Source organism: Nitratireductor sp. CH_MIT9313-5 (assembly GCF_037029545.1).
Taxonomy (GTDB): domain Bacteria; phylum Pseudomonadota; class Alphaproteobacteria; order Rhizobiales; family Rhizobiaceae; genus Chelativorans.
In genome coordinates this window covers 571,479-594,372 of record NZ_JAYMER010000011.1, presented here as the reverse complement: position 1 = coordinate 594,372, position 22,894 = coordinate 571,479, and the positions used below count along the sequence as shown (strand labels likewise).

Sequence of the window (22,894 nt, the reverse complement as noted above, 5' to 3'; positions counted from 1 at the left end):
CTGGGCCTGTGGAGACCCGCGGCTCGTCGCACGCCGTTTGGACATGCCTGGACGGGCGGGCACGCTCATCATCCGTACGGTTGACCAGCAGATACTGAGACGGGTGGGAAGACTGCGTTATCTGGGCTGGCGCGTCCATTGGCTGCCTGCGCGTCGGCAGGATGAGGCGGACCCGGCGCTATTGGCTTATGCACGCGCGCACACTGATCCTGTACCAGGCGGTTCCGACACATGAATATTCTCTATGCCTACCGCTACGGCATCGTCGGAGGTGTTTCCACTCAGCTCCTGCTGCGACGTCGCGCACTCGCAGATGTGGGGATGGGCTGTACGCTGTTCTTCAGCCAAGACAACGGACTGGGAGAAACCCTGCCTAACCGCGAGGACGTGTATTTTGGCTCGGACATAGAGTTCCGGCGGCTCGTTCGCGCCAGGCGATTCGATGCGGTTGTGGTGATCGACACGCCGGAGCTTCTAAAGCCCGCAGCCGGGCCCTTCTATCGACGCAATCCCGTGTATCTCGACGTTCACACCACCACGAGGGCTGGTCTGTCCTATCTTGACGGGCTTCAGACCGAGATCGTGGAGACCATAATGGCACCAACGCAATATTCGGCTGCTCTTGTGGCCGAACGTGTGCAGAACCGGAAGCCTATCACCGTCGTTCCGAACATTCTCGACGCCACAACATTTGCTCTCAAGGAGCCCGGCGCGGCCCCAACATCCGGAGCGGCGGGACGGCATCTGATCTGGGTAGGCAAGCTAGACCATCACAAGAACTGGCGTCTAGCACTAATATACACGGCGATGCTGCGCGAGATGTTTCAGGATGTTTTTCTCCACGTCGTCGGCGGCTATACGGCGCCCGCCTCTCAAGCGAATTCTTTCTTCGAATGGCTCCAGAGGCTCGGGCTGTCAGACCGGGTGAGCTGGCTCGATCGGCTGGACAACGCCGCCATCGCCAACCTCTATCGTCGATGCGCAGAAAGTGGTGGCGCTATGCTCGTAACCTCCCGGGATGAGTCCTTCGGGATGGCGGCAGCAGAGGCTTTGTTGTGCGGGTGTCCGATCATAGCCAATGACCTACCGGTGTTCCGCGAGGTCTTCCCAGCCACGCCCATGGTCCAGCTGGTGGACATCTGGAACCCGGAAGAGGTGGCGGATGCAGCCTCTGCGTTGGCGGGGTCTCATATCGATCCCTACCCCTTGCACCAACACCTTGCAGCGCGCTATGGACCTGAAACCTTCGTACGTTCGTTCAAGAATCTGCTCGGGGCCCCATGAACTCGCCTGATGCCACCGATTTGGAGAGAGAACTGGCAGCCCTTAAAAGAGAGCATAGCAGAGTGCTGCAGAGCGGCAGCTATCAGCTCGGTCGGTTGCTGGTCGGCGCCGGAAAATCGCCCAGAGCCTTGCTGCGCCTCCCATTGGACCTGTTCCGGCTGGCTCGCAGCAGGCGCAAGGTCGATCGTCCACCGGGCCCAGGGTCGCCCGACTTCGAAGCGATCCGCCATGGCTGGAGCGCGCTAGCCGATGGGGCTCGTTCCGCCGGAGAAGGCAAAATGGTTCTGCTCTTCTCTGGGACGACCTATATCCAAGGGACGCGGGGCAACAGACCTATCCGCCAGGCGCAGGCGCTGACGGCCCATGGCGCCTTCGTGTTCTTCAGTTATCACCGAAGCCGCTTTGCCGATGGTCTCCCGGTGCCTTCGACCGATCATCTGCTGCAAAGCCCCGTTGATATCACGATCCAGTTGTTAAGCGAGATCGCGGCGACAGACCTGCCTACCTGCAACAAGCTGTTCGTTATCTCCTACCCCTACCCCGGCATTGAGCGCTTTGTCGCCGTCTTTCGTCAGCAAGGCTGGACAACCGTTTACGATTGCCGCGATGACTGGGAAGAGTTCGCCAAAGTCGGAATGGCACGTTGGTTCGACGCAAAGGTGGAGCACCAAATCCTTTCAGAGGTGGACGTGACCCTTTGCGTTTCAAGGCCACTGGTGGAAAAAATGCGGAGCCTGGCACCCAGTGCGCGTGTGGAGTTGATGCCGAATGCAGTCGAAGCGGGCTTCCTGCCCGACGGCTACCTTCGGCAGCCACAGTGCCAGCCACGCCGTGTCGGCTATTTTGGACATCTCTCATCGGCCTGGTTCGATTGGGACGCACTGGCACAGATTGCCAGTAACCGCCCCGACTACCGCTTCGAAATAATCGGCCACTCGGCACCGCAAGATCTCGCTTTGCCCAAAAATGTCCATCTGCTTGGGCCTGTACCTTGGGAAGAACTGCATGCATATGCTGCCTGCTGGAGTGCAGGGATTATCCCCTTCAGAATGGGGAAGTTAGCCGATGCCGTGGATCCAATCAAAATTTATGAATACTTGGCGTTCGGTCTGCCCGTCGTCTCGTTCCGCATGCCTCAGATCGAAAATTACCCTTACACGACGACGGTAGAGACGGTGGACGCCTTCTGCGAGGCATTGGATCGCGCGTGTGCAACAGAGACGCGGAGGGACGTAATCGAAGTTTTTTTGGCACGGAACACATGGGATTCACGCGCAAAGGAGCTTTTGTCTCTGCCAAGCGTAAAACGCAATTAATGAGACAATTTGTCAATCCCTCGGCACGGCCGGGAAATGTCAAATCGGATTGGCAGCTTCGACCTGTGGCTGTATGCGCTGCCTTCGACATCCCGCCTTCTTTCGAACGCCTTTGGTGACGAGGATACCTACGCATGTGGCTTTATCGTGAAACCATAATCTACGGTCGCTGGGCGCTGTCGATCTCGAACAAGATCAGACGCAACTCACCGGTTTCAATGCTGTTGATGGTGACCGCCACGCTCATCTCGCAGCTCACGCTCATGCTTGCGTCGCTTCTTCCGCTCAAAATCATCCTGCTCTTGGGGTCGCCAGGGGTGCCGCACTACTTTCCACTGTTCCTCAGCGGGTTTAGCCATCAAGCACTGGTCGTCGGGTTGGGTATGGCGACAGTCGCGTTCTACGCCACACATCTCGTGGCAGAAAGATGCATAGCTGTCTGCAACGAGCGCGCGGCTAGCCGAGTTCTCAAACAAGCAGGAAAGCTGACCTTGTTTGTCAACCAGGAAGACATGGCCCGCGGCGCGATCCGCAAGGTCGCGCGTGCTATGGCGAACGCCGTTTTTGCTTTGGCCGCTACAGCGCTGATACTTGTTTTTCAGCCAGATGTAGCGCTCGTACTTGTTGGATGGTGTGTATTGGTGCTTGCCGGAATTTCGGCAGTTGGCACATACCGACTAGGCTTCCGGACCTGGGTAGAGGAAAACGCACCGTCCCTAATCAATAGCTCGGCTCCCTTGGGCATGTTCATTGTAGTGGGATACATCATTGGTGCTTTCCTATTGGGGGGGGGGATACACATCCTCGCCGCCATTATAAGTCTGATCCTCTCCCGCCAGATTCTGCAGTTGGTTGGGACATCGGTCAAAGAATCACTCGCCTTGAATATGCAACGAGACAAGTTAAGCGCGCTATTCTTTCATGGTCACGCTTTGGTGGCACAAGCGCCGCAACCCAACAGTGACCTATGGGATCTCTGTAAAACAGAAAGCCGCAGCAGTTGGCTTAAAGCAGTTATCGCCGACAGCACCGGCATAGTGCCTAATCATCTCGCGATAACGGACTGGTTTGAGAGCCCCCATCTAGATGTACCCAGCTTCCGAGTGGAGGTCCAAACGCCGAACGGGGACAGGAACGATTATCTGATAAAGCTATACAGCAGCGGCAAGAGGGTATTGGCTGCTCAAGAAGCCGCATTGCTTTCATCAGGGGTCGCGCAGCTTCCAGCGCTCCCGCTGATTGGCACGCAGCGGATTGGCGACGTGGACTGCCACCTTTTCAAGCACCCGCCGTCAAGGCCAATCCAACCGCGGGAATTCGGGGAGAAGTCGACGCAATTTCTGCAGGCGTGCTGGACCGTCGAACCTCCAGCAGAACTCGCCCACCGGTATCGACGTTCACACCAGCTTCTATATCAGCGTCTGTCGCCGGAAATTGGAAAACGCCTGCTGTGTGTTGCTCTAACCCCGGAGAACAGCACCATAGTAAAAAGGTTTATCGACGAAATCGATTCGATCACAGCCCTCCTAGAGGAGACTCCCCATTTCGTGCACAGCAATGTTATCAGTATGGCTACGCTCTTCGCGCTAGAGGATGAGAGGATACTTGGCTCGGATTGGGGGCGCTGGTCGCTTGAGCCAATAGGTGCGGGCTTACCCACAGATAGTGCCACACTGCAATCGGTTGATTCTTGGCTTCAGGAAGCGGTGCAGCAGCGCCCCGCTATGCAAGCGGTTTCCGCTGATCAGGTGCGCATAGGCGCCATTGCCTTCGCATTTGAACGCTCCTACACAGGACAGCGCTACGCTTCTGCTATACGCCTGCTACCACAAATGCTGGCTTGCCTCGATGCTGCTGCTGAAGATGCTAGGGCACGGCTGACTGCGCCAGAGCAACTATTATCGAACACTACAATGACGGGAAGCTGAGCGTGAATCGCATTTCCATGATCGTATGGAACGACTTCCAGAACGATGCGCGTGTGCGGAAGGAAGCTGAAACCCTGCAGGCAGCGGGACATGTCGTCACCGTCTTCGCACTCCACACCCCCGGTTCGACGAGCCGGAAAGAGACGTTGCGCTCCGGAGTCAAAGTCGTTCGGGTTAACCGCAGTCCACTATGGCATCTGCGCCGGAAGCGCTCCGGAAGGGAGTCGTCCACCGCGAATTCCGTTCCTATTCCGAAAAAGCTGGGCCTGTTAGGTCAGGCTGTGCGGTTGGCTACGAGATCCTGGACGCATATAATCCTTCTGGCTCGGATTATCGCTTCGCGGCCCGATGTCGTACATAGCCATGACGTAAATACGCTTCCCACGGCCTGGCTAGCGGCGATCTCCTCTCGTGCCCCTCTCATCTACGATGCTCACGAAATAAGTACGGACCGGGAAGGCTATGCCGGCTTTCGTAGAGCAGTCGCTTTCGTCGAGCGGCACTTAATGCCCCGAGCAGCGGGGTCAATCACGACGACAGAAATGCGTGCCAAATTCTTTGCCCGCGCTTATGGCGTCGCCCGGCCGCTTGTCTTGCAGAACCGTCCTCGCTTCTCCGAAGTCCTCCGTAGTGATCGGATAAGGAGCGATCTTGGGCTAGCACTACCTTGGCCAATCGTGCTCTACCAGGGGGGGCTGCAGCAGGGCCGCGGACTGGAACGGCTCATCGACGCTGCTACAATATGCCCGGAAGCGTATTTCGTTTTCATTGGAGGAGGCCGCCTCGCTGATGCTCTACGCACTCGAGTGAGTACCCTTGGGCTTGAAGGGCGAGTCCACTTCATTCCCACAGTCGGCCTTGAGGATCTGGCGAGCTACACGGCGTCAGCAGACATAGGCGTCCAGCCATTGGAAAACACCTGCCTCAATCACTACACAACCGACTCCAACAAGCTTTTTGAATACATGATGGGCGGACTTGCGGTAGTAGCCTCAGACATGCCGGAGATCCGGCGTATTTTGCAAGCTCGTTCGTTCGGCATCACTTTTCCACCGGGTGACACAGGAGCAATGGCAGACGCCATTTCAACTTTGGTGCAGAATAGGAAGCTGCGTCAGACCTATAGGGAGAATGCCCGTCACGCAGCACTGATCTATAATTGGGAAGAGCAGGAAGATAAGCTCCTTCATTTGTATGACCACATCATCGGGCGTGGCAAAGGCACACCCCATAACTCCGACAGGAGTAACCTGCTGGATGCCCAGCAATGACAACGCCCCTACTATTTGACAAACCTTCAGGGGAGCGCACCGAGGGTAGAGTTCGGCCAAATCACGTCTGGATTATAAATCACTATGCCGAAGAGCCGGGAGGCGCTGGTGGAACGCGGCACTTCTCGCTGGCTAAACATTTGCGATCGTTCGGGTGGAGTGCTTCCATAATTGGTGCCAGCACGGAGCACCTGACCGGACGTCAACGACTTGGCCGCGGAGAAAAGACACGACTCGAGTGCCACGACGGGATCCCATTCTTGTGGCTAAAGGCACCAGCCTACAACGGCAACGGAATAGACCGCATCCGAAATATACTCGTCTTCACTTGGCGCGTTTGGCCTTCGAACAACCTCTCCTTGCTATACCCACCGGACATCGTTGTTGGGTCCAGCGTACACCCTTTCGCAGCATGGGCAGCGTTGCGACTAGCACGCAAACACCGCGTGCCGTTTGTATTCGAAGTGAGGGATCTATGGCCGCAAGCTCTCATTGACATGGGGCGCATCAACGCCAATAGCATTGCGGCGATTGCAATGCGAATGATGGAGAAGCATCTGTATCGCGCTGCATCCAAGATTGTTGTTTGCTGGCCCAACGCAGGTGACTACATCCATGATTTAGGCATACCGCGCGATAAGGTCGTCTGGATATCGAATGGTGTAGATTTAGGCGAATGGCAGGACCGAGCGCCGGCATCCGACGGCAGCTTATTTACTCTAATGTATTTTGGTGCTCATGGCGGCGCGAACGGTTTAGAAAATGTCATCCGCGCTATGAGGCTCGTAGAAGCGCATCCCAAGGGTGAAAACATCTGGTTGAGGCTAATCGGCAACGGCCCTCAGAAACCTGCACTGCGCAGACTGGCAGAAGAGCTTGGGCTGGCGAAAGTAAGCTTCGAAGACCCCGTTCCGAAGCAGGCCATTCCAGCGCTCGCTGCACAGGCAGACGCTTTCATATTCAACCTGATCGATGCGCCCATGTTTAAATATGGAATAAGCCCTCGTAAGCTCTTTGACTTCATGGCGGCGCGCCGTCCCGTGATTTTCTGTTGCAGGGCTGCAAACAATCCGATCGACGAGTGTGCAGGAGGAGTGACTGTAGCGCCAGACGACCCCGAAGCGCTAGCTCATGCAATCCTCGCGATTTCCGCGCTTCCACCTTCTGAACGGGCAGAAATGGGTTTGGCTGCTCGGCAACACGTAGAAGCAAGTTATTCTTATGGTGTGCTGGCGCAGAAGCTTGCTGAAACGTTGAATAAAGCCCTGCACAGACATTCGTCATTAAATTGAAGAAATAGACTCGTCCTATTCCTAGCGTAATAGTTCCGAAATAGTAGCGTGGATCATGTCGAGCATGCGCCTTCGCGGATTAGGAGCATCGATGGTCGAGGGATCAACAAGAAGGAAATCTGTAGCGCGAAACGCTAAGGAGAATCCGCTGGGGGCGGGGGAACAGGCCATGCTGCGCCTGAAGCTGCTCGGCGCACGCGCTGAGCGAATGCGTCTAATGATCCGCTGAAGCCAAAGCCCTGCAGCGCCCGCTCACGGATGCTGACCTCGTGGAAGTCTCCGCTCCAGAAGCGGCTGCATAAGGGTGGCCGTGTCGAAAACAGTGTTTGCGATCAGAACCTCTGTAAAATCGTTACCACTGCAAACGACGTTTAAGGGAGTAACGGGGGGAGAAGGATCTGAAGTACGTGACGTCGTTTGCAGCGGCCCTCGGCTCTACAGCCAGCAGTCGACCACCAATCCAGAAGAGACAACGCTAGACCTTATCATCCTCGCCGTCCGGAGATCCTTCTTCTTCTTCTTCTGCCTTCCACTTCTCTTGCAGAATATGCGTGCGATGCCGCGGCTGCCAGCCCTGCTCATGCCGATCGATGATCTCTTCGATCACCTGCTCCGTCTTCCGCTTGTCGAAGCCCTGAGCCACCAGTTCGCGCGTCACAATGGCCATGGCACGGTCCAATTTCTCGTAAGAGCCGCCTTTCACTGACTCCCTGACGATCACGTGCAGCAGCATCCGGGCGATGTCATCCCGATGGGGAGAGCGCTCACGCCGCTTGCGCTCGCGCAGTGCCTTCTGCCGCAGCCGCTGCTCCTCCAGCCGCTGCTCATAACTCTTGGCCATCAACCCCTCCCCTGCTTGACCGCCCGGCCCCCAATCCACAAACGTTGTTTGCAGGAGTAACGCCTTTTAGGGATTAAGAATCGGTTCTCCGGCACTTGAATCGTGTTCTTCAGAAGCAGAATCCGAACATCTCAATTTTTTCAGATTGCAGGCAACCTGCCTCACTTTGCTCGCATCGTATGGAAGACGCCGGCACACCGCCACCGCAACCGAAGGCAAGTCGTGAGTGAACTGGGTCCTCGTTCACTACGATGATGATGTCAAATCAGCAGCGCTTGGAGAGACCGTCCACTGAAGCAGAGTCTTCTGTGCAAGTGCAAAGGTAAGCGCCACTGGCTCCAGCTCTTTCCGTACGCAGGATGTTCGTACGCCCCCCGGCGCGTCTAGCCGAAGGAACGCCTCCATATCCGGCTCTTTGGCGCCGATTCTCTCACTAAGAATAACGTAAGATAAAGTTTTTTCCATGGCCTCAAATCGCCTCTCTCTCATAGACTTCATAGTATTTTTCTAAGTAATTTCAGTCATTTTTGCGAAAGCCCCCTCTGAACCTCTTTTGCAAATCTTCCTGATCTATGCTAGGATTGGTTTTGTTCTTCCTTGATTGCAACCTACTCTTCGGATGAACAAAATCAACTTGGACGCGCGAGAACCGCGCATGCGCGAAAGGCAAAGTGAATGAAAGCAGACGCAAAGATTGTTCCGGACACGACACTCGCAACCACACCGGACGGCCAGAAAATTGAAGTCGATTTCCGACAGCTGATCGGGCAGCACAGCACATGCATTGCTCAAAGTGGCGGCGGAAAGAGCGTGCTCGTACGTAAGGTGCTCGAACTGGCTCTCGCCTCTGCATTGCCCGTCGTTGTGTTCGACGTGGCAGGCGAGTTCCTGGATCTATCGAAGGCCAGCCCCAATGGAATGTTGATCGTTGGCGGCGAAAAGGGGCATCCGGAAGTGACCTATAAGGCTGCAGTTCGACAACTCGAGCCGATTGCCAAAGGTCGCGCATCTGTCATCTTTGATATCAGCACACTCTCCGACGGCGAGGGCTCAGCCGTGGTGCGCGATGTATTCAATGGCCTTATGCGGTTGCCAGACCAGTACCCGATGCTGATCGTATTGGATGAGGTCCATCGTTTCGCTCCAGAGCGTGGCACATCGCCATCCCGTGATTCTGTAGTCTGGATGGCAAAGGAAGGACGGAAAAAAGGCTACAGCCTGCTGATGGCAACACAGCGACTGCCGGATGTAGCGAAGGCAGTAGTGTCCCAAACTCGCAACAAGTTCTTCGGCCGATCCACGGATAGCAAGGATATCGAGCGCGCTGCCAAAGAGCTCGGCAGGTCGGCGCGTGAACTCGGGTGCCTTGCCTCTCTGGAAGCGGGAGAGTTCGTGATCCAGGGCGCAGCCTTTGGCGGCTATCACCCAAGGGCCCGGATCCTCGTACCTATGACAGGCAGATTGGACAACACCCACGTCACGGAAAAGCTTTCAGTCCCTCCTGTACCGATCGACAGGGTGGTTGAAGATATCCTCGCAAATGGGAGCAACAAACTTCCTCCTGCGCCTGATGAACCGCAACCGAGGGCCTGCGTTATCGCTCCCCATCTCTATGCGGAAGCTTCCACCTCCGACGCTGCCGGATATGAGGATCTCGTTCTTCAACTTCTACAGGCCTCGCCCGGCGGCCTTAATGCCAAGCTTCTGGCGCTGCTCTGCGGTGCAACCCCCAGAGATCGCGCACACGATGCTACGATCTCGCAGTTGATAGAACGGGGGATGATCGCGAAGGACGGCACTGACAGACTGCGGTTCGCAGACGCAGAAGCGTCCTCGTTGCCGGGGGCTCGAAGCACTCTGCTCCTGCAGCATCAGCTTGATCGGCTGATCCGACAGCTGCCAACCGCGGAGCGGAGAGTTATACGGGCGTTCCAAGCCACTGGTGGCGGCAGTCTGAAGCTGCATGAGCTGCGAAATCTGACAAGAATGTCGCGTTTTCGGTCAGCGACGCTTCAGCTTCATCGCCGCGGCTGGCTTGTTAAGCGGAAGGACGTGTATCGCATCCGCCCGGACCTGACCAAACTGCTGGGCTAGTGCCCACTCAATCTGAGCACCAACAGGCCCAACCCCGGGCCTGTTGCGCTGCCGCCTGAACGTTTTCAGGTTCTCGTCCCGGAGGAGAGGAGCGGTCACCCCTTTTCTACGCAGCCAAATCATTCCTTCCAGAAGATGGCGTGGACTGAGATGAAAAGTCTGGCCCACGCGGTCCCAGCAGGAACCGCGCTACTACAGGTGCTCAAGCACCGCTGAAGGATGCGATCACGTCTTCGACATCCTGCACACGGCAGTAGCCGCCAAATGCGCGCAGACCTGTCGCATGGCGATCCTCGGTGTAGGCGGCGCAAGCGTCCTGGGCGCAGACCATGTAGTAGCCGCGATCAGCACCGTCGCGTATCGCCATATCCACACACTGGTCGGTCACGAAGCCAACGACAATGACATTTTCAATGCCCAGATTACGCAGGACGTAATCGATATTGGTGGAGTTGAAAACGCCTGACGAGGTCTTGGGCAGGACGATCTCGTCACCAACCGGGGCGACATCGTCGATGACCGCTGCGAGCTTCGACCCCTTTGGCACGTGGATATTCGAAAGCTTGTGATCCAGCGAACGGTCGCGACCATCCTTGGTGAGCGACTCGATCACCGTGTAGAGGACCTCAACACCCTTCGATCGGCCCGCCTCGATGAGCTTTTTCATTGCAGGCAGAGCACGGGTTTTCAGGGCACTGGCAAACTCGGGGTGAGCCTCCAGAATGGCTGGATCCAGCTCCGCGTTCTGTGCATCCACGACGAGGATGGCCGTCTTCTCAGGCACCAGATCGCGATCGCGCCCCTCATATCGTGCCAATGTGCCGCCGCTGCTGTCATTCATTTCTTGCTTGCTCCCAAACGGCCCTCAAGGCCAGTACCAAAAAGAAGCAGGGCCGAAGCCCTGCTTGCATGTGTTCTCGAACCTTTGGCTCAGTTCATTTCTGGCTTCCAGATCTCTTCGACCTCGAATTTTCCGCCCTGAACGCTGATGATGGAAACAGGCTTCGGCGGCACCATGGTCTCACGCGTATAGCTGATTTCACCCGTGACACCCTTGAACCCGCGGGTTTCGGCCAGCGCATCCTTGATCGCAGCAGGCTCCGCGGAGTCCGCACGGCGAATTGCATCTGCGACAAGCATGATCGCGTCATAGCCAAGAGGCGCAAAGGCGTTCTCAGGCTCGATGCCATACTCGGCCTTGTAGTCTTCGATGAACTTCGTCACTTCCGGCCGATCATCAGCACGGTAGGTGTGCGTGGAGAAATAGACATCGTTGGCCAGCTCCGGTCCGGGAACGGTCGCGACCAGTTCGGTGTCAAAACCATCGCCGGAGACGATCGGCATGGTGATGCCCTGCTCACGGATCTGCTTCACGGAGAGACCAGCTTCAGACGGAATCGCGGAAATGAACACCGCATCCGGCTGAGGGTCCATGGAAGCAAGACGCGCAATCTGTGCGGAGAAGTCGGTGTCGCCCATCATGAAGGAATCGGTACCGATGATCTCGCCACCCTTCTCCTCGAAGCGCTCGATGAAGAACTTGCTCAGTGCCTTGGTGAAGTCCATGGAGTTGTCGGTCCAGACGGCAACCTTGCGCGCGCCGAGATCCTCATAGGCGTAATCAGCAATAGCGTAGGACTGGTCGTCATCCCCGAATGGGGTCATGAACATGTAGTCACCAACCCACTGCGGAAGCTCCGGGTGCGTTGCGCCCGAGGTGACGAATGGCACGCCTTCTTCCTGGAAGAGAGGTGCGCCCGCCATGACAAATGTCGTGTCCGACTGGCCGATACCAGCGACGACACCTTCAGACAGAACGCGCTGCGCCGCCTTGGCGGTTTCCTGCTGATCCGTCTTGCCGTCCGGCGCAATCAGCTCGATCTGCTTGCCAAGCAGGCCACCATCCGCGTTGAGCTGCTTTACAGCCAGCTGTGCGCCTTTCAGCGACGGACCATCAAGTGAGGACATGCCGCCCGTCACGTTATAGAGCGCACCAATCTTGATATTCTCCTGCGCTTGCGCAGCGCCGAGTGTCGTGGCGACAGCCACCGATGCGGCGATCAATCGTAACATCACAGTCTCCGTTTTCTTCTTGTGTTCACCCTCTGGCGCACGAGGCATGCCCCAGTGCTACAAACAGCATGACTCTGGAAATGGGAGGCGTCAATCGAATGATACATTTTTTCTTTATCTTGGACATTTTGTCTGATTTCATACACGCGATTAGGGACGAAAGCCTGAGGGGCATCAGTCGATGAGTGTGCTGGAAAAGCTGCGGAGGATACTGCCCGAGCTGAGCACGCGTGAAGCGCGTGCGGCGCGCCACTTGATGTCGAACTATCCGATGGCGGGACTTACGACGGTCGCGGAATTCGCAAAGCAGAGCGAAGTCAGCACGGCCACTGTCCTGCGCCTCGTGAAGCGCCTCGGTTTCCCCGTCTATTCCGAGTTTCAGAACGCGCTGCGCTCGCATATCGAGGAGACGCTGCAATCACCGCTGATGCGGCTCGGCGAGCGGCAGACCCGTGACAGCCAGACAAGTGACACCTTCTTTGCGCGCACCTGCGCCAGAATGGCGGGGCACTTCCAGACGCTTCCCGAGGTGCTACCCGAAGAGGAGTTCAATCGCGCAGCCAAATTGCTGTCTGACCGCAAGCGTGATGTGCATCTTCTAGGCGGGCGGTACTCCTCCAACATCGCGCACTATATGGGCGACCTGCTGACTGCTGTGCGCGGTCGAGTCCAGGTCATCTCAGGTCAGACGCAAAGCTGGCCGCAGCATATTCTGGACATGGGGCGCAGTAGCATACTCGTCGTCTTCGACGTGCGCCGCTACCAGGAGGACGTTGTAGCCTTCACCCATGCGGCAGCGAAACGCGGCGCAACGGTCATCCTCCTCACCGATATCTGGCAATCTCCCGCTGCACGATCAGCCAGTGTGGTGCTGCCTTTCCAGGTCGATGCACCATCCATTTTCGACGTGCTGACGGTCGGGTTGGGTGTTGCAGAAGGACTGGTGGGTGCGGTTGCCAGCATGGCTGACGAGCACGGCCAAAAGCGCATCGAAGCACTGGAGACGGCGCGAGCACAGCTCACCGAAGGCTACGGGACAAGCCGTGGCGAAGAACAATGACCAATAGGGGAACTTATGGATTCTGAAGAAATCATCATGATCTGCACATCGGATCTGGCAGGTCAGGTTCGAGGCAAAGGCTTCCCGGCAAGCGATCTGGAAAGCCGCCTTGTCAAAGGGATCGGCTGGACCCCGACCAACAGCATGATCACAGCCCATGGTCCGATCGCTCCGTCCCCTTGGGGGCCATTTGGTGACACGGTTCTGAAGCCAGACCCGGACACGCGCGTGCGGGTGGATTTCGGGCCTGACGCTGCGGCCATGCACTACATGATGGCTGATATCGAGAATCTGGACGGCACGGCATGGAATGTCTGCCCGCGCAGCTTCTTGAAGCGCATGCTGGGTCAGCTTGAGGAGCGCCATGGGCTGAAGATCAAGGCGGCGTTCGAGCATGAGTTCATGCTGGAATCCGTCGAAGAGCGCCCCAATGGCAGCTATGCACTGGACGCGTTTCGCAGGCAGGGAAAGTTTGCTGAAACCTATCTGGCTGCACTGAAAGAGGCCGGGCTCGAGCTTGATACCTTCATGCCCGAATTCGGACCAAAGCAGTATGAGGTCACGGTTGGACCCGCTACAGGCGTGACAGCTGCCGACCAGGCCATCGCCGTGCGTGAGATCGCACGCGCGGTTGCGCAGCATTTCGGCTCCCGCGCCTGCTTCACACCGATCTCACGCCCGGATGCGGTGGGAAACGGTGTGCATATGCATTTCAGCCTGATGGATGCGAAAGACGGTTCCCCCGTCAATTACGATGCGGACAACAAGGATGGCCTTTCAGGCACGGCCGCATCCTTCCTGGCGGGCGTGTTGTCACTGATGCCCGCCTTCACCGCACTCACCGCAGCGGGAACCGTGTCCTATCTGCGCCTCACGCCAAACCGCTGGAGTGCGGCCTACAACAATCTGGGCGCACGGGATCGCGAAGCTGGCTTGCGCATCTGCCCGATCTTTCCGGGCGCTGGCGCGGCAGTGGAAAAGCAGTTCCACTTCGAGTACCGGGCAGCGGATGCGACCGCGAGCCCCTATCTCGTTCTTGGCGCGCTGGTGGCTGCGGGACTGTATGGCCTGGACAGCAAGCTGCCCGCCCCTGCCGTCTGCCCCGGCCCGCCGCAGGATCTGCCGGAAGAGGAGCTTGCGAAACTTAAGGTGCGGAAGCTCCCGGGGTCACTCAACGAGGCTCTGGACCTGCTTGAGGGCAACGAGGTCATGCGGGCCAGCATGGGCGCTGAAATGCTCAGCGCTTATGTCGCGCACAAGCGCTTCGAAAACCAGATGATGAGTGAGCTCTCACCTGAGGAACAGTGCGAACGGTACAGACAGGCCTATTGATCGCCGATCAGCAGCCAGAGCCAAGGCAGGCACTGGCTGCTCAATTGACGGCAGAGAAGTGTGGAAGCGTCCCGCTCTATTTGCAGCCTGATAGCGCTTCAACAAGAGCTGCAGTTGTCTCGCTGCGGCAATAACCCTTGAACGCGTTCAGGGCTGCCTCGTGGCGCGCATTCGTGTCCGTTGCGCAAGCGTCCGTCGCGCAGATCATGTGGAAGCCCCGATCAGCGCCGTCCCGGATCGTGTGGTCCACGCATTGATCGGTCAGAAAGCCCGTCACGATGATCGTATCGAGGCCGATATTGCGGACGAGGTATTCGAAATTCGTGGAATTGAAGAGGCTCGAGGAGGTCTTCGGAATGACCATCTCGTCCCTTTGCGGAGTGAGCTCATCAATGACCTTCGCATCCCATGATCCTTTGGGGATGAAGAAGTTTGAAAGCTTGTAGTCCAGGCTCCTGTCACGTCCGTCTTCGGTGAAGTTTTCCATCACCGTGTAGATGACTTCAACGCCAGCCTCGCGCGAGGCATCTGCCAGACGCGCCATGTTCGGGATGGCTGTTGTTCTCGCTGCCTCATAGAATTCAGGTCGGGGCTGGCGGTTTTCCTCATCCATCACCCAGTTCTGCGCATCAATGATCAGCAGCCCTGTGCGCTGAGCCACCAGTGGCTGCGCGCGCGTCTCGAAGATGTCCTGCGGCCGTGGCTTCATGGTCATACCCGCTGTCCAAACAGTTTGCGCAGTGATCTCGGCTCATTGCTGCCAAAGAGGCCCGAGGGCTTGAGATAAAGAACGATGATCAGGCAGAGCGCGACGATGACCTGACTCATGCCGTATAGACCGATGCTTTCCTCAACGGGTCGAAGCGACTCCGACAGGATCGTGATGGCAGTGGCGGCCACGATCGCTCCGAAGATGCTGCCCGAGCCACCAATGACCACCATCACAACGATGTTGAAGGCGAGCAGCACGGAATATGTCTTCGGCGTTACCACGCTGATCAGATGCGACAGCAGCGCCCCTGCCATGGCAGCCATGATCGCACCGATGACGAATGCAAGGATCTTCAGGCGGGAGGCGTTGATGCCACTGCATTCTGCAGCCAGCTCGTTCTCACGCACGGCCATCATTGCGCGGCCCAGGGATGAGAACTTGATCCGCCAAGTAACGAACACCACAGCCACCAGAAAGGCAAAAGCCCACCAGATATCCACATGGCGCGGCAGGCCACTGATGCCCGAGCCACCGCGTGTGATCCCGTCCCAGTTTGTCGCAAGACCCTGCACGACGATGATGAGTCCGAGCGTCGCCACCGCCAGATAATGCCCCTTGAGGCGGAGCACGGCACCACCAACGGCCAGCGCCACCAGGCCGCCAGCGATACCTGCAATGAGCAGCGCGGGAAGCATGGAAAGTTCTGTCGTGGCGAGCCATTCCGGCAATGCGGGCAGCATGGAGCCTTTACGTCTGGCGGAGAAAGTCAGGATTGCCGCCACATAGGCACCGATGGTCATGAAAGCCGGATGGCCTAGCGAAAACAGACCCGTCAGTCCGTTTGTCAGGGTCAGCGACACAGCCAGCGCTGCATTGATGAACAGCAGCGCCAGCAGCGTAATGACGTAGCTGCTGAGCCCCTGCCCCGCGAAAAAAACCATCACAGCGCCAAGCGCGATCACCCCGACAACCGCGATCGGCCCCTGCATATTCATCTTGCCGTCCGTCGAATGAGGCTGCATCTGCTCTGTCTTCACATCACTCATTCAAGCACGCTCCCCTGACTGGCGGACAAACAGACCTGAGGGGCGAACCAGCAGGATGACGATGAGAAGCAGGAAGACGAAAGTATCCCGGTAGCCGGAATATTCCTGGGGCAACAGTCCGACAAAGAGGACTTCGGCAAGGCCGAGAATATAGCCGCCCATCATGGCTCCACCGATCGACCCCACGCCACCGATGACGCAGGCAACAAAGGCCTTGAGGCCCGGCACGAAACCGAGCAGCGGGTCGATCTGACCGAACTTCCCGCCCCAGAAGAGGCCCGAAACTGCGGCAAGTGCACTGCCAATGGCGAAAGCGGCAAGGATCGTGCGGTTGACCGCGACACCCATGAGCCGGGCCGCAGTCAGGTTCTCAGCCGTGGCACGCATCGCTGTGCCGAGGCGCGTGCGATAAACGATGAGGAACAGGCCTGCGATCAGCAGAAGTGTGAGAACGATGATGATGATGTCCGTCAGCGAGGCGCTAACGCCGCCGAGCTCAAGCCGCTGGCGCATATAGGCGGGAAACAGGAAGTTGCGTGGCTGTCCTGTCAGGACCATCAAAGCACTGTTCTGGATGGCGATGGAGACCGCCAGTGTCGCGATGAAGCCCGTCACCTGGCTGGAACCACGCATCGGACGGAAGACGACCGTCTCGATCATCATGCCAGCCATGGCACCCACCGCTAGCACGAACAACAGGATCAACGGCCAGGGTATCCCTGCAGCAACCAGTGCCAGGGTGGAAAAGGAGCCGATCATCACCAGATCGCCATGGGCGAAATTGATCAGGCGGACAATGCCGTAGATCATCGAGAAGCCGATGGCGACCAGCGCATAAAGGCTGCCCAGTGCCAGGCCGTTGATGATCTGCTGGAAGAGATACTGAGTCATGCTGCGCCTCCGAGATAGGATTGACGCACCCGGTCATTGGCGGCCAGTTCCGCGCCACTGCCCGACAGCACGATCCGGCCGTTTTCCAGCACATGGGCCTGATCAGCGATATCGAGCGCCATGGCCGCATTCTGTTCGATGAGCAAAATCGTCACGCCCGTTTCTTTAAGCTGTTCAATTACGTCGAAGATCGTTTCCACGATTTGCGGGGCCAGGCCCAAGGACGGTTCGTCCAGCAGCAGCATCTTTGGCTTGGCGAGCAGCGCGCGGCCGATGGCAAGCATCATCTGCTCTCCGCCGGACATCGAGCCTGCGGGGATGTCCGAACGTTCCGCCAGAATGGGGAAGAGTGTCAGGACACGCTCCATGTCCTTCTTCACCTGCCCCGGATCCTTGCGGGTATAGGCCCCCATCTCGAGATTTTCAGCGACGGTAAGTGACTGGAAAATCTGCCGACCTTCGGGGCAGTGAATGAGGCCGTGGCGTACGATCTTCTCGGATGAGGCGCGGGCGAGGTCGAGTTCACTGCCGTCCGCCGTAAAGCGTATTTCACCCGATTTTGGGCGCAGCAGACCAGACAGGGTGAGCAGCGTCGTCGACTTGCCCGCGCCATTTGCGCCGATCAAAGCCGTCAGCTCTCCCTCACGCACCGTAAGGGAGACGTCCTTCAGCACATGCGTTGCACCGCGGACGACATTGAGGTTCCTGACCTCAAGCATGGGCTTTCCCCTTCCGCCGCGTGCCGAGATAGGCTTCGATCACAGCATCATTCTTCTGGATTTCTTTCGGTGTGCCCTCGGCAATGAGCTGGCCACGGTTGAGCACCTGGACGCGCTCGCAAAGCCCCATCACCAGATGCATGTCATGTTCCACGACCAGGACGGCGATGCCAAATTCCTTGTTGATCTCGCGGATGAAGCTCACCAGCTCCGTCGTCTCGGACGGGTTCAGTCCAGCTGCTGGCTCGTCCAGCAGAAGAGCCTTCGGACCTCCTGCAAGAGCCCGACCAATTTCCACTCGTCGCTGATCACCATAAGAGAGGTCACCTGCTCTTGATGATGCGAATTTTCCAAGGCCAATCCGCTCGAGAATATCCTCGCTGACCTGCCTGAGCTGGTCTTCTGCGCGCCAGAACGAGGGCAACTGCAGAAGGGTCGAGAATGTGGACGCGCTATAGCGCTCATGACCGCCACACATCACGTTCTCAAGCACACTCAAATCATCGAACAGACGGATGTTCTGGAAGGTTCGGGCAATCCCCTTGCGGGCCATCTCATGCGGAGCGGCACCCGTCATGTCACGGCCATTGATGGCGATGGTGCCGGAGCTGCAAGGCAAGACACCCGTCAGCAAATTGAACGCGGTTGTTTTCCCCGCACCATTGGGTCCAATCAGCCCGACAAGATCACCGCTGTTCAGCGTCAGGCTGTAGCCATCCACCGCCAGCAGCCCCCCAAATCTCTTCGAAAGCGACCGCGCTTCTATAACTGCTTTTTCATTCACGTTTTTGCGGCTCCCCTTTGCTGCCAAAGCTAACTGCGGGCGAATGTCCACGTCAACAAAAAGATACATATTGCATGAAGCGTACGATTTTGTATCATTTGGTACAAACGTTGGGAGGGATCGCCTTGACTGATTGGAACCAGACATCTCAGGAGACGAAACGCGTGCTGGCACCCCACGAGCCGCCGCCTCTTGAGGTCGTCAATGCTCAAGGTAATTCCGAGTTTTTCCTCATCTGCGAGCACGCAGGAAACAGGATCCCCGAATCGCTTGGCGACATGGGTCTGTCAGAGGAAGACCGTCACCGCCACATCGCGTGGGACATTGGCGCACGAGCCGTAGCGCTCGAATTGTCAAAGATGCTGGACGCACCGCTCTACATGCAGCGCTATTCGCGGCTGGTTTGCGACTGCAACCGCCGTCCGGATGTGCCGAGTTTCACGCCAGAAAAAAGCGAAGCGACCATCGTCCCGGCCAATCAGAATTTGAGCGCGACTGACCGCGAGGCGCGCGCAAAGGAGATCTTCTGGCCGTTCCACAATGCGGTGACAGAAGCACTTGATGCCCGCGATGCAGCAGGTCGAGCAACCAGGCTGGTAACGGTCCATTCCTTCACGCCTGTCTTCCATGGCGAGAAGCGCCCTTGGGAGATCGGTGTCCTCTTCAATCGTGACCGCGACTTCGCACCGCGCATCTATGAATGGCTCACCACCAACACCGACCGCGTTATCGGCTCAAACGAGCCTTATGCCGTTGGCGATGATTCCGACTACGCGATCCCGGTCCATGGCGAAAAGCGCGGCATCCCGTGTGTGGAGTTCGAAATCCGCAACGATCTGATTGCCGATCCTGCCAATGCCGGACGCTGGGCAGGATATCTGAGGGATGCGGTGACGGGGGTTTAGCCCCACGGCAACAAGCGAAAAATTGCGCCCGGATCCACCTCACGTCGGGCGCGGCAGGTGTGCTGCCCGTCATGAGCATGAGCCTCTCCCTTCGGCTCCTGCTCCGCATGGCAGAGAACTGCCCTGCTGCTCGGCTCATTGTCCTTCGCGAAAACTGGTGTGGAAGCAGCGTCTCTTCGTCACTGGTCATCTGGGGGAGCATTGCCTCCTGCGGATCTCAAAATGATCCGCTCTGGGCCCCTTGACTGCATCACAAATGTGATCCACAAAACTGCTACACAGAGTGCCGATCGGCGCTGCCAACCCCTTGGTCTTCCAAGAGGGCAGTGGGTCACGTGCGTATACTGGCTTAGAATCCAGGTTCTCGACCCAGTGAGCTTTGGTCAATGGGCGGGCCACCTTTATCGGCTCGGGTACAAGTTCTGTAGGGCACCCGCAGTTTTGCCCATCCCACTCCCCTAGTGCATCTGCCTTTCTTCTCCCTTATAAGCGTGCCTCTGATCGACATTCAGCGGGAGGTCGCCGGGTGGGGCGTGAGCGGGTTGAGGGGAATGAGCAGGGTCGCCGCAAGGCGACGCGGGATCCTGAGCGGACGCAAGGGTTGATCCTGGAGGCGGCTACGGCGGAGTTTGCCGAGAAAGGCATTGCGGGTGCGCGGGTCGACACGATTGCCGAACGTGCGGGCACCAACAAGCGCATGCTCTACCATTATTTCGGCGACAAGACAGGGCTTTATGTTGCGGTTCTCGAGGCGGCCTATGCGTCCATCCGCTCGGCCGAACGGGAACTGGATATCGCGCACAAGCCGCCAGTTGCCGCACTCTCAGAACTTACCCGTTTCACCTGGCATTATTTTCTCGAGCATCCGGAATTCATCAGCCTTCTGAACACGGAAAATCTATGCAAGGCCGAGCACCTCAAAGGCTCGCAGCGCATTACGGACATGCATTCGCATTTCGTCAGCGAGCTGGAGGATGTCTTGAAGCGTGGCCGGGAGGAAGGCATTTTCCGACCCGGCATCGACCCGGTTCATGTCTATCTGACCATTGCGGGCCTTGGATATTTCTACCTCTCCAACCGGCATACCTTGTCGGCCATATTCGGTCGGGAACTCTCACGGGAAGGTGAACTGGCCCAGTGGGAAACGCGCATGGTCGAAACGGTGCTTGCCAGTGTCAGGCTCTGATCCGCAGATGGTCCAGTACCATCTCCACCGCATGGTCTTCGCGAAGCTTCACTTCCCGGTCATGAGCCAGATCCTTCTCGAAGATGACGGACAGGGTCGCATTGTTCGAAAAATAGAAATAGCCAAGCGCGGCGATCGAGATATAGAGCTGAACCGGGTCGACATCATCGCGAAACACGCGCGTGCGCGCTCCGCGTTGAACCAGTTTGCGAAGCTGGTCCACCAGGGGTGAATGCAGTCCGTGCATTTCCGGCAGGGTGCGCAGATAACGCGCCTGCAGCAGGTTTTCGTTGGTCAGGATAGCGATGAACCAGGGGCATTGGCGAAAATGGCGTAGGGTGAAACGGACCAGACGTTCCACCGCCTCAACGGGTTCATATTGGTCGAGCTCCAATGCCCGCTCGCCCTCACGGATCTCGCGATAGGCCTCCGAGAGCACCGCGCAGTAGAGCGCGTCCTTGTTGCCGAAGTAATGATAGAGCATGCGCTTGTTGGTCTCGGCACGATCGGCGATCGCGTCAATGCGCGCGCCTTCCAGGCCCTTCTCGGCAAATTCTGCCCGCGCAGCGGCCAGAATGCTGCTTTGGGTGCGCGCGGCGTCGCGTACCCTCGCCCGGGGCTTGCGCCGCCTTTCAGTTAGCGCCGTTCGGGCTGAAGCGCTTGAAGACATTTGCCACTCCCCGGTTGATCGCCGGCATGCTCATCAGAACGGTGATCAGGATCACGGCAAAAAGCACGGCGCTGATGGGGCGGGTGAAGAAGGGCGTGACATCGCCATCGGAAATCAGCAGTCCCCGGCGCAGATTGACGTCCAGCAGATCGCCCAGAATGATGCCCAGAACCAGCGGCGCCATGGGATAGCGCATCTGGCGCAATACAAAGCCGATCAGGCCGAATGCCACCATCACATAGACGTCGAACATGCGTTGGGTGATGGCGAAGGAACCTACGACACACAGCACATAGACCACCGGCATCAGCTTCTCACGAGGCACCAGAAGCACGCGAACGAGCAGCTTCGTCAGCGACAGGCCATAGATGGTGATGGCAATCGTGGACAGAAGCAGAATGCCGACGATCTGGTAGAGAAATTGCGGGTTTTCCTGCATCAGCATCGGGCCCGGCCTGATGCCGTGGATGAACATGGCGGCAATCAGAACCGCAGCGGATGCCGAACCGGGAAGCGCCAATGTGAGGGTCGGGATCATCGCGCCGGGAATGACCGCGGAATTGCCCGTTTCGGCTGCGACAAGTCCCTCCACGGAGCCCTTGCCGAACTGGTCGGCTTCCTTGCTCTTGCGCCGTGCGGCGGCATAGGAAGCCCAGGAGCCAATGTCTTCGCCGACGCCTGGAATGATGCCGGCGATGGTGCCGATGATGCCGGAGCGGATCGTGGTGCGCCAATAGCGCGTAAGGTCGCTCAGGCGCGGAAGCACGCGATCATCGCTGGTGACCAGCTTCGGTGTGATGCGATCCTTCATCACGCCAAGTATCTCGGCAAATCCGAAGGCGCCGACCATGGCCGGGATCAGGTCAACACCGCTGCCAAGACTGGAGATGCCGAAGGTAAAGCGCTGATAGGCGTGCAGGCCCTCCATGCCGATCATGGCGACAAGCAGCCCCAGCAGGCCTGCAACATATCCTTTCAAGGGATCATCAATGGCGGTAAGGCGACCGGAGATCAGCACACCGAACAGGGCCAGCCAGAAGAACTCATAGGAACCGAAGCGCAGGGCAAACTCCGCCAGAAGCGGGGCGATGAGGGACAGGAACGCAATGCCCACCAGCGTGCCGAGTGCGGACGACGTTGTGGCAATACCCATCGCCATGCCGGCCTTGCCCGCACGGGCAAGCGGAAAGCCGTCCAGCGTGGTGGCGGCACTTGCGGGCGTGCCGGGAATGGCCAGGAGTATTGCGGATCGACTGCCGCCATAGATTGCGCCCACATAAAGTGCCATCAGGCACAGGATCGCCTGATCGGGCGGCATCTTGTAGGTAAGCGTGACGAGGAGCGCGACCCCCATGGTCGCTGTGAGGCCCGGAAGCGCGCCGATCACCACGCCAAGCAGACTTGCCCAGGCGAGATTGAACAGTCCCTCGGGCGTCATGAAATGCGCGATACCGGCGCCGAGCAGTGTGAAACCTTCAAACATGTACAAT

Annotated in this window: 20 protein-coding genes; 10 read left to right on the top strand and 10 right to left on the bottom strand. The window is 57.9% G+C overall.

Annotated features, from left to right (window positions below):
• The first annotated feature begins 231 nt into the window (after nt 1-231).
• From WA367_RS06805 to WA367_RS06785, 5 genes are all read left to right on the top strand, one after another.
• A complete protein-coding gene (locus WA367_RS06805) occupies nt 232-1,284 on the top strand; it encodes a glycosyltransferase family 4 protein (RefSeq protein WP_336056018.1) in 1,053 nt (350 codons plus the stop codon).
• Nucleotides 1,285-1,346: 62 nt separating this feature from the next.
• Nucleotides 1,347-2,600, top strand: coding sequence for a glycosyltransferase (locus tag WA367_RS06800; protein ID WP_336056017.1), 1,254 nt, complete (start codon nt 1,347-1,349; stop codon nt 2,598-2,600).
• Nucleotides 2,601-2,734: 134 nt separating this feature from the next.
• The gene (locus tag WA367_RS06795) at nt 2,735-4,528 is read left to right on the top strand and encodes a hypothetical protein (RefSeq protein WP_336056016.1); all 1,794 of its coding nucleotides are present in this window, start codon (nt 2,735-2,737) and stop codon (nt 4,526-4,528) included.
• A gap of 2 nt (nt 4,529-4,530) precedes the next feature.
• On the top strand, nt 4,531-5,799 hold the full coding sequence (locus tag WA367_RS06790; protein ID WP_336056015.1) for a glycosyltransferase family 4 protein: 1,269 nt from the start codon (nt 4,531-4,533) through the stop codon (nt 5,797-5,799).
• On the top strand, nt 5,796-7,091 hold the full coding sequence (locus WA367_RS06785; RefSeq protein WP_336056014.1) for a glycosyltransferase family 4 protein: 1,296 nt from the start codon (nt 5,796-5,798) through the stop codon (nt 7,089-7,091). The genes WA367_RS06790 and WA367_RS06785 overlap by 4 nt, the downstream gene beginning before the upstream one ends.
• A 475-nt stretch (nt 7,092-7,566) precedes the next feature.
• On the opposite strand, the gene WA367_RS06780 is transcribed toward WA367_RS06785, so the two are convergent.
• Nucleotides 7,567-7,935, bottom strand: coding sequence for a hypothetical protein (locus WA367_RS06780; RefSeq protein ID WP_336056013.1), 369 nt, complete (start codon nt 7,933-7,935; stop codon nt 7,567-7,569).
• Nucleotides 7,936-8,607: 672 nt separating this feature from the next.
• Here WA367_RS06780 and WA367_RS06775 point away from each other — a divergent pair.
• Nucleotides 8,608-10,026 carry an ATP-binding protein gene (locus WA367_RS06775; protein ID WP_336056012.1) on the top strand — a complete coding sequence of 473 codons (1,419 nt, stop codon included), beginning with the start codon at nt 8,608-8,610 and terminating at the stop codon, nt 10,024-10,026.
• Between the two features lie 202 nt (nt 10,027-10,228).
• Here WA367_RS06775 and WA367_RS06770 read toward each other — a convergent pair whose 3' ends face one another.
• Both WA367_RS06770 and WA367_RS06765 read right to left on the bottom strand, forming a co-directional pair.
• Nucleotides 10,229-10,867 carry an isochorismatase family cysteine hydrolase gene (locus tag WA367_RS06770; protein ID WP_336056011.1) on the bottom strand — a complete coding sequence of 213 codons (639 nt, stop codon included), beginning with the start codon at nt 10,865-10,867 and terminating at the stop codon, nt 10,229-10,231.
• 89 nt (nt 10,868-10,956) lie between these two features.
• Nucleotides 10,957-12,099, bottom strand: coding sequence for an ABC transporter substrate-binding protein (locus WA367_RS06765; protein ID WP_336056010.1), 1,143 nt, complete (start codon nt 12,097-12,099; stop codon nt 10,957-10,959).
• Nucleotides 12,100-12,280: 181 nt separating this feature from the next.
• On the opposite strand from WA367_RS06765, the gene WA367_RS06760 reads away from it, so the two are divergent.
• Both WA367_RS06760 and WA367_RS06755 read left to right on the top strand, forming a co-directional pair.
• Nucleotides 12,281-13,159 carry a MurR/RpiR family transcriptional regulator gene (locus tag WA367_RS06760; RefSeq protein WP_336056009.1) on the top strand — a complete coding sequence of 293 codons (879 nt, stop codon included), beginning with the start codon at nt 12,281-12,283 and terminating at the stop codon, nt 13,157-13,159.
• A 15-nt stretch (nt 13,160-13,174) separates the two neighbouring features.
• A complete protein-coding gene (locus tag WA367_RS06755; RefSeq protein ID WP_336056008.1) occupies nt 13,175-14,491 on the top strand; it encodes a glutamine synthetase family protein in 1,317 nt (438 codons plus the stop codon).
• A 76-nt stretch (nt 14,492-14,567) separates the two neighbouring features.
• Here the strand turns inward: WA367_RS06755 and WA367_RS06750 are convergent, their stop codons facing one another.
• The 5 genes from WA367_RS06750 to WA367_RS06730 are packed head-to-tail and all read right to left on the bottom strand — an operon-like array spanning nt 14,568 to nt 18,790.
• Complete coding sequence (locus WA367_RS06750) at nt 14,568-15,206, bottom strand: cysteine hydrolase family protein (protein ID WP_336056007.1); 639 nt, start codon at nt 15,204-15,206, stop codon at nt 14,568-14,570.
• Nucleotides 15,203-16,249: a branched-chain amino acid ABC transporter permease gene (locus WA367_RS06745; RefSeq protein WP_336056006.1), complete on the bottom strand. Its 1,047-nt coding sequence runs from the start codon at nt 16,247-16,249 to the stop codon at nt 15,203-15,205. Before WA367_RS06745 ends, WA367_RS06750 begins: the two co-directional genes overlap by 4 nt.
• Entirely contained in the window at nt 16,250-17,140 is an 891-nt protein-coding gene (locus WA367_RS06740; protein ID WP_036482150.1) for a branched-chain amino acid ABC transporter permease, read from the bottom strand. It abuts the gene before it with no gap.
• The gene (locus tag WA367_RS06735; protein WP_336056005.1) at nt 17,137-17,859 is read right to left on the bottom strand and encodes an ABC transporter ATP-binding protein; all 723 of its coding nucleotides are present in this window, start codon (nt 17,857-17,859) and stop codon (nt 17,137-17,139) included. The genes WA367_RS06740 and WA367_RS06735 overlap by 4 nt, the downstream gene beginning before the upstream one ends.
• Nucleotides 17,852-18,790 (bottom strand): ABC transporter ATP-binding protein, encoded by a 939-nt coding sequence (locus WA367_RS06730; RefSeq protein WP_336056004.1) that lies wholly within the window; start codon nt 18,788-18,790, stop codon nt 17,852-17,854. The genes WA367_RS06735 and WA367_RS06730 overlap by 8 nt, the downstream gene beginning before the upstream one ends.
• On the opposite strand from WA367_RS06730, the gene WA367_RS06725 reads away from it, so the two are divergent.
• Together WA367_RS06725 and WA367_RS06720 are read left to right on the top strand one after the other, a co-directional pair.
• Nucleotides 18,769-19,548 carry an N-formylglutamate amidohydrolase gene (locus tag WA367_RS06725; protein WP_336056003.1) on the top strand — a complete coding sequence of 260 codons (780 nt, stop codon included), beginning with the start codon at nt 18,769-18,771 and terminating at the stop codon, nt 19,546-19,548. The genes WA367_RS06730 and WA367_RS06725 overlap by 22 nt on opposite strands.
• 526 nt (nt 19,549-20,074) lie before the next feature.
• Nucleotides 20,075-20,734 carry a TetR/AcrR family transcriptional regulator gene (locus WA367_RS06720; RefSeq protein ID WP_336056002.1) on the top strand — a complete coding sequence of 220 codons (660 nt, stop codon included), beginning with the start codon at nt 20,075-20,077 and terminating at the stop codon, nt 20,732-20,734.
• Here the strand turns inward: WA367_RS06720 and WA367_RS06715 are convergent.
• Nucleotides 20,724-21,404, bottom strand: a complete 681-nt coding sequence (locus tag WA367_RS06715) for a TetR/AcrR family transcriptional regulator (RefSeq protein WP_336056001.1) — start codon at nt 21,402-21,404, stop codon at nt 20,724-20,726. The two genes, WA367_RS06720 and WA367_RS06715, sit on opposite strands and share 11 nt — an antisense overlap.
• Nucleotides 21,367-22,887 (bottom strand): tripartite tricarboxylate transporter permease, encoded by a 1,521-nt coding sequence (locus WA367_RS06710; protein ID WP_336056000.1) that lies wholly within the window; start codon nt 22,885-22,887, stop codon nt 21,367-21,369. The genes WA367_RS06715 and WA367_RS06710 overlap by 38 nt, the downstream gene beginning before the upstream one ends.
• Nucleotides 22,888-22,894: the final 7 nt, after the last annotated feature.

Bases quoted from the DNA above. Each gene is read 5' to 3' on its own strand.
- WA367_RS06730 (WP_336056004.1), bottom strand. From the start codon at position 18,790: ATGTCTGGTTCCAATCAGTCAAGGCGATCCCTCCCAACGTTTGTACCA.
- WA367_RS06795 (WP_336056016.1), top strand. From the start codon at position 2,735: ATGTGGCTTTATCGTGAAACCATAATCTACGGTCGCTGGGCGCTGTCG.
- WA367_RS06735 (WP_336056005.1), bottom strand. From the start codon at position 17,859: ATGCTTGAGGTCAGGAACCTCAATGTCGTCCGCGGTGCAACGCATGTG.
- WA367_RS06760 (WP_336056009.1), top strand. From the start codon at position 12,281: ATGAGTGTGCTGGAAAAGCTGCGGAGGATACTGCCCGAGCTGAGCACG.
- WA367_RS06750 (WP_336056007.1), bottom strand. From the start codon at position 15,206: ATGACCATGAAGCCACGGCCGCAGGACATCTTCGAGACGCGCGCGCAG.
- WA367_RS06745 (WP_336056006.1), bottom strand. From the start codon at position 16,249: ATGAGTGATGTGAAGACAGAGCAGATGCAGCCTCATTCGACGGACGGC.
- WA367_RS06770 (WP_336056011.1), bottom strand. From the start codon at position 10,867: ATGAATGACAGCAGCGGCGGCACATTGGCACGATATGAGGGGCGCGAT.
- WA367_RS06755 (WP_336056008.1), top strand. From the start codon at position 13,175: ATGGATTCTGAAGAAATCATCATGATCTGCACATCGGATCTGGCAGGT.
- WA367_RS06765 (WP_336056010.1), bottom strand. From the start codon at position 12,099: ATGTTACGATTGATCGCCGCATCGGTGGCTGTCGCCACGACACTCGGC.
- WA367_RS06805 (WP_336056018.1), top strand. From the start codon at position 232: ATGAATATTCTCTATGCCTACCGCTACGGCATCGTCGGAGGTGTTTCC.
- WA367_RS06715 (WP_336056001.1), bottom strand. From the start codon at position 21,404: ATGTCTTCAAGCGCTTCAGCCCGAACGGCGCTAACTGAAAGGCGGCGC.
- WA367_RS06785 (WP_336056014.1), top strand. From the start codon at position 5,796: ATGACAACGCCCCTACTATTTGACAAACCTTCAGGGGAGCGCACCGAG.
- WA367_RS06740 (WP_036482150.1), bottom strand. From the start codon at position 17,140: ATGACTCAGTATCTCTTCCAGCAGATCATCAACGGCCTGGCACTGGGC.
- WA367_RS06710 (WP_336056000.1), bottom strand. From the start codon at position 22,887: ATGTTTGAAGGTTTCACACTGCTCGGCGCCGGTATCGCGCATTTCATG.
- WA367_RS06775 (WP_336056012.1), top strand. From the start codon at position 8,608: ATGAAAGCAGACGCAAAGATTGTTCCGGACACGACACTCGCAACCACA.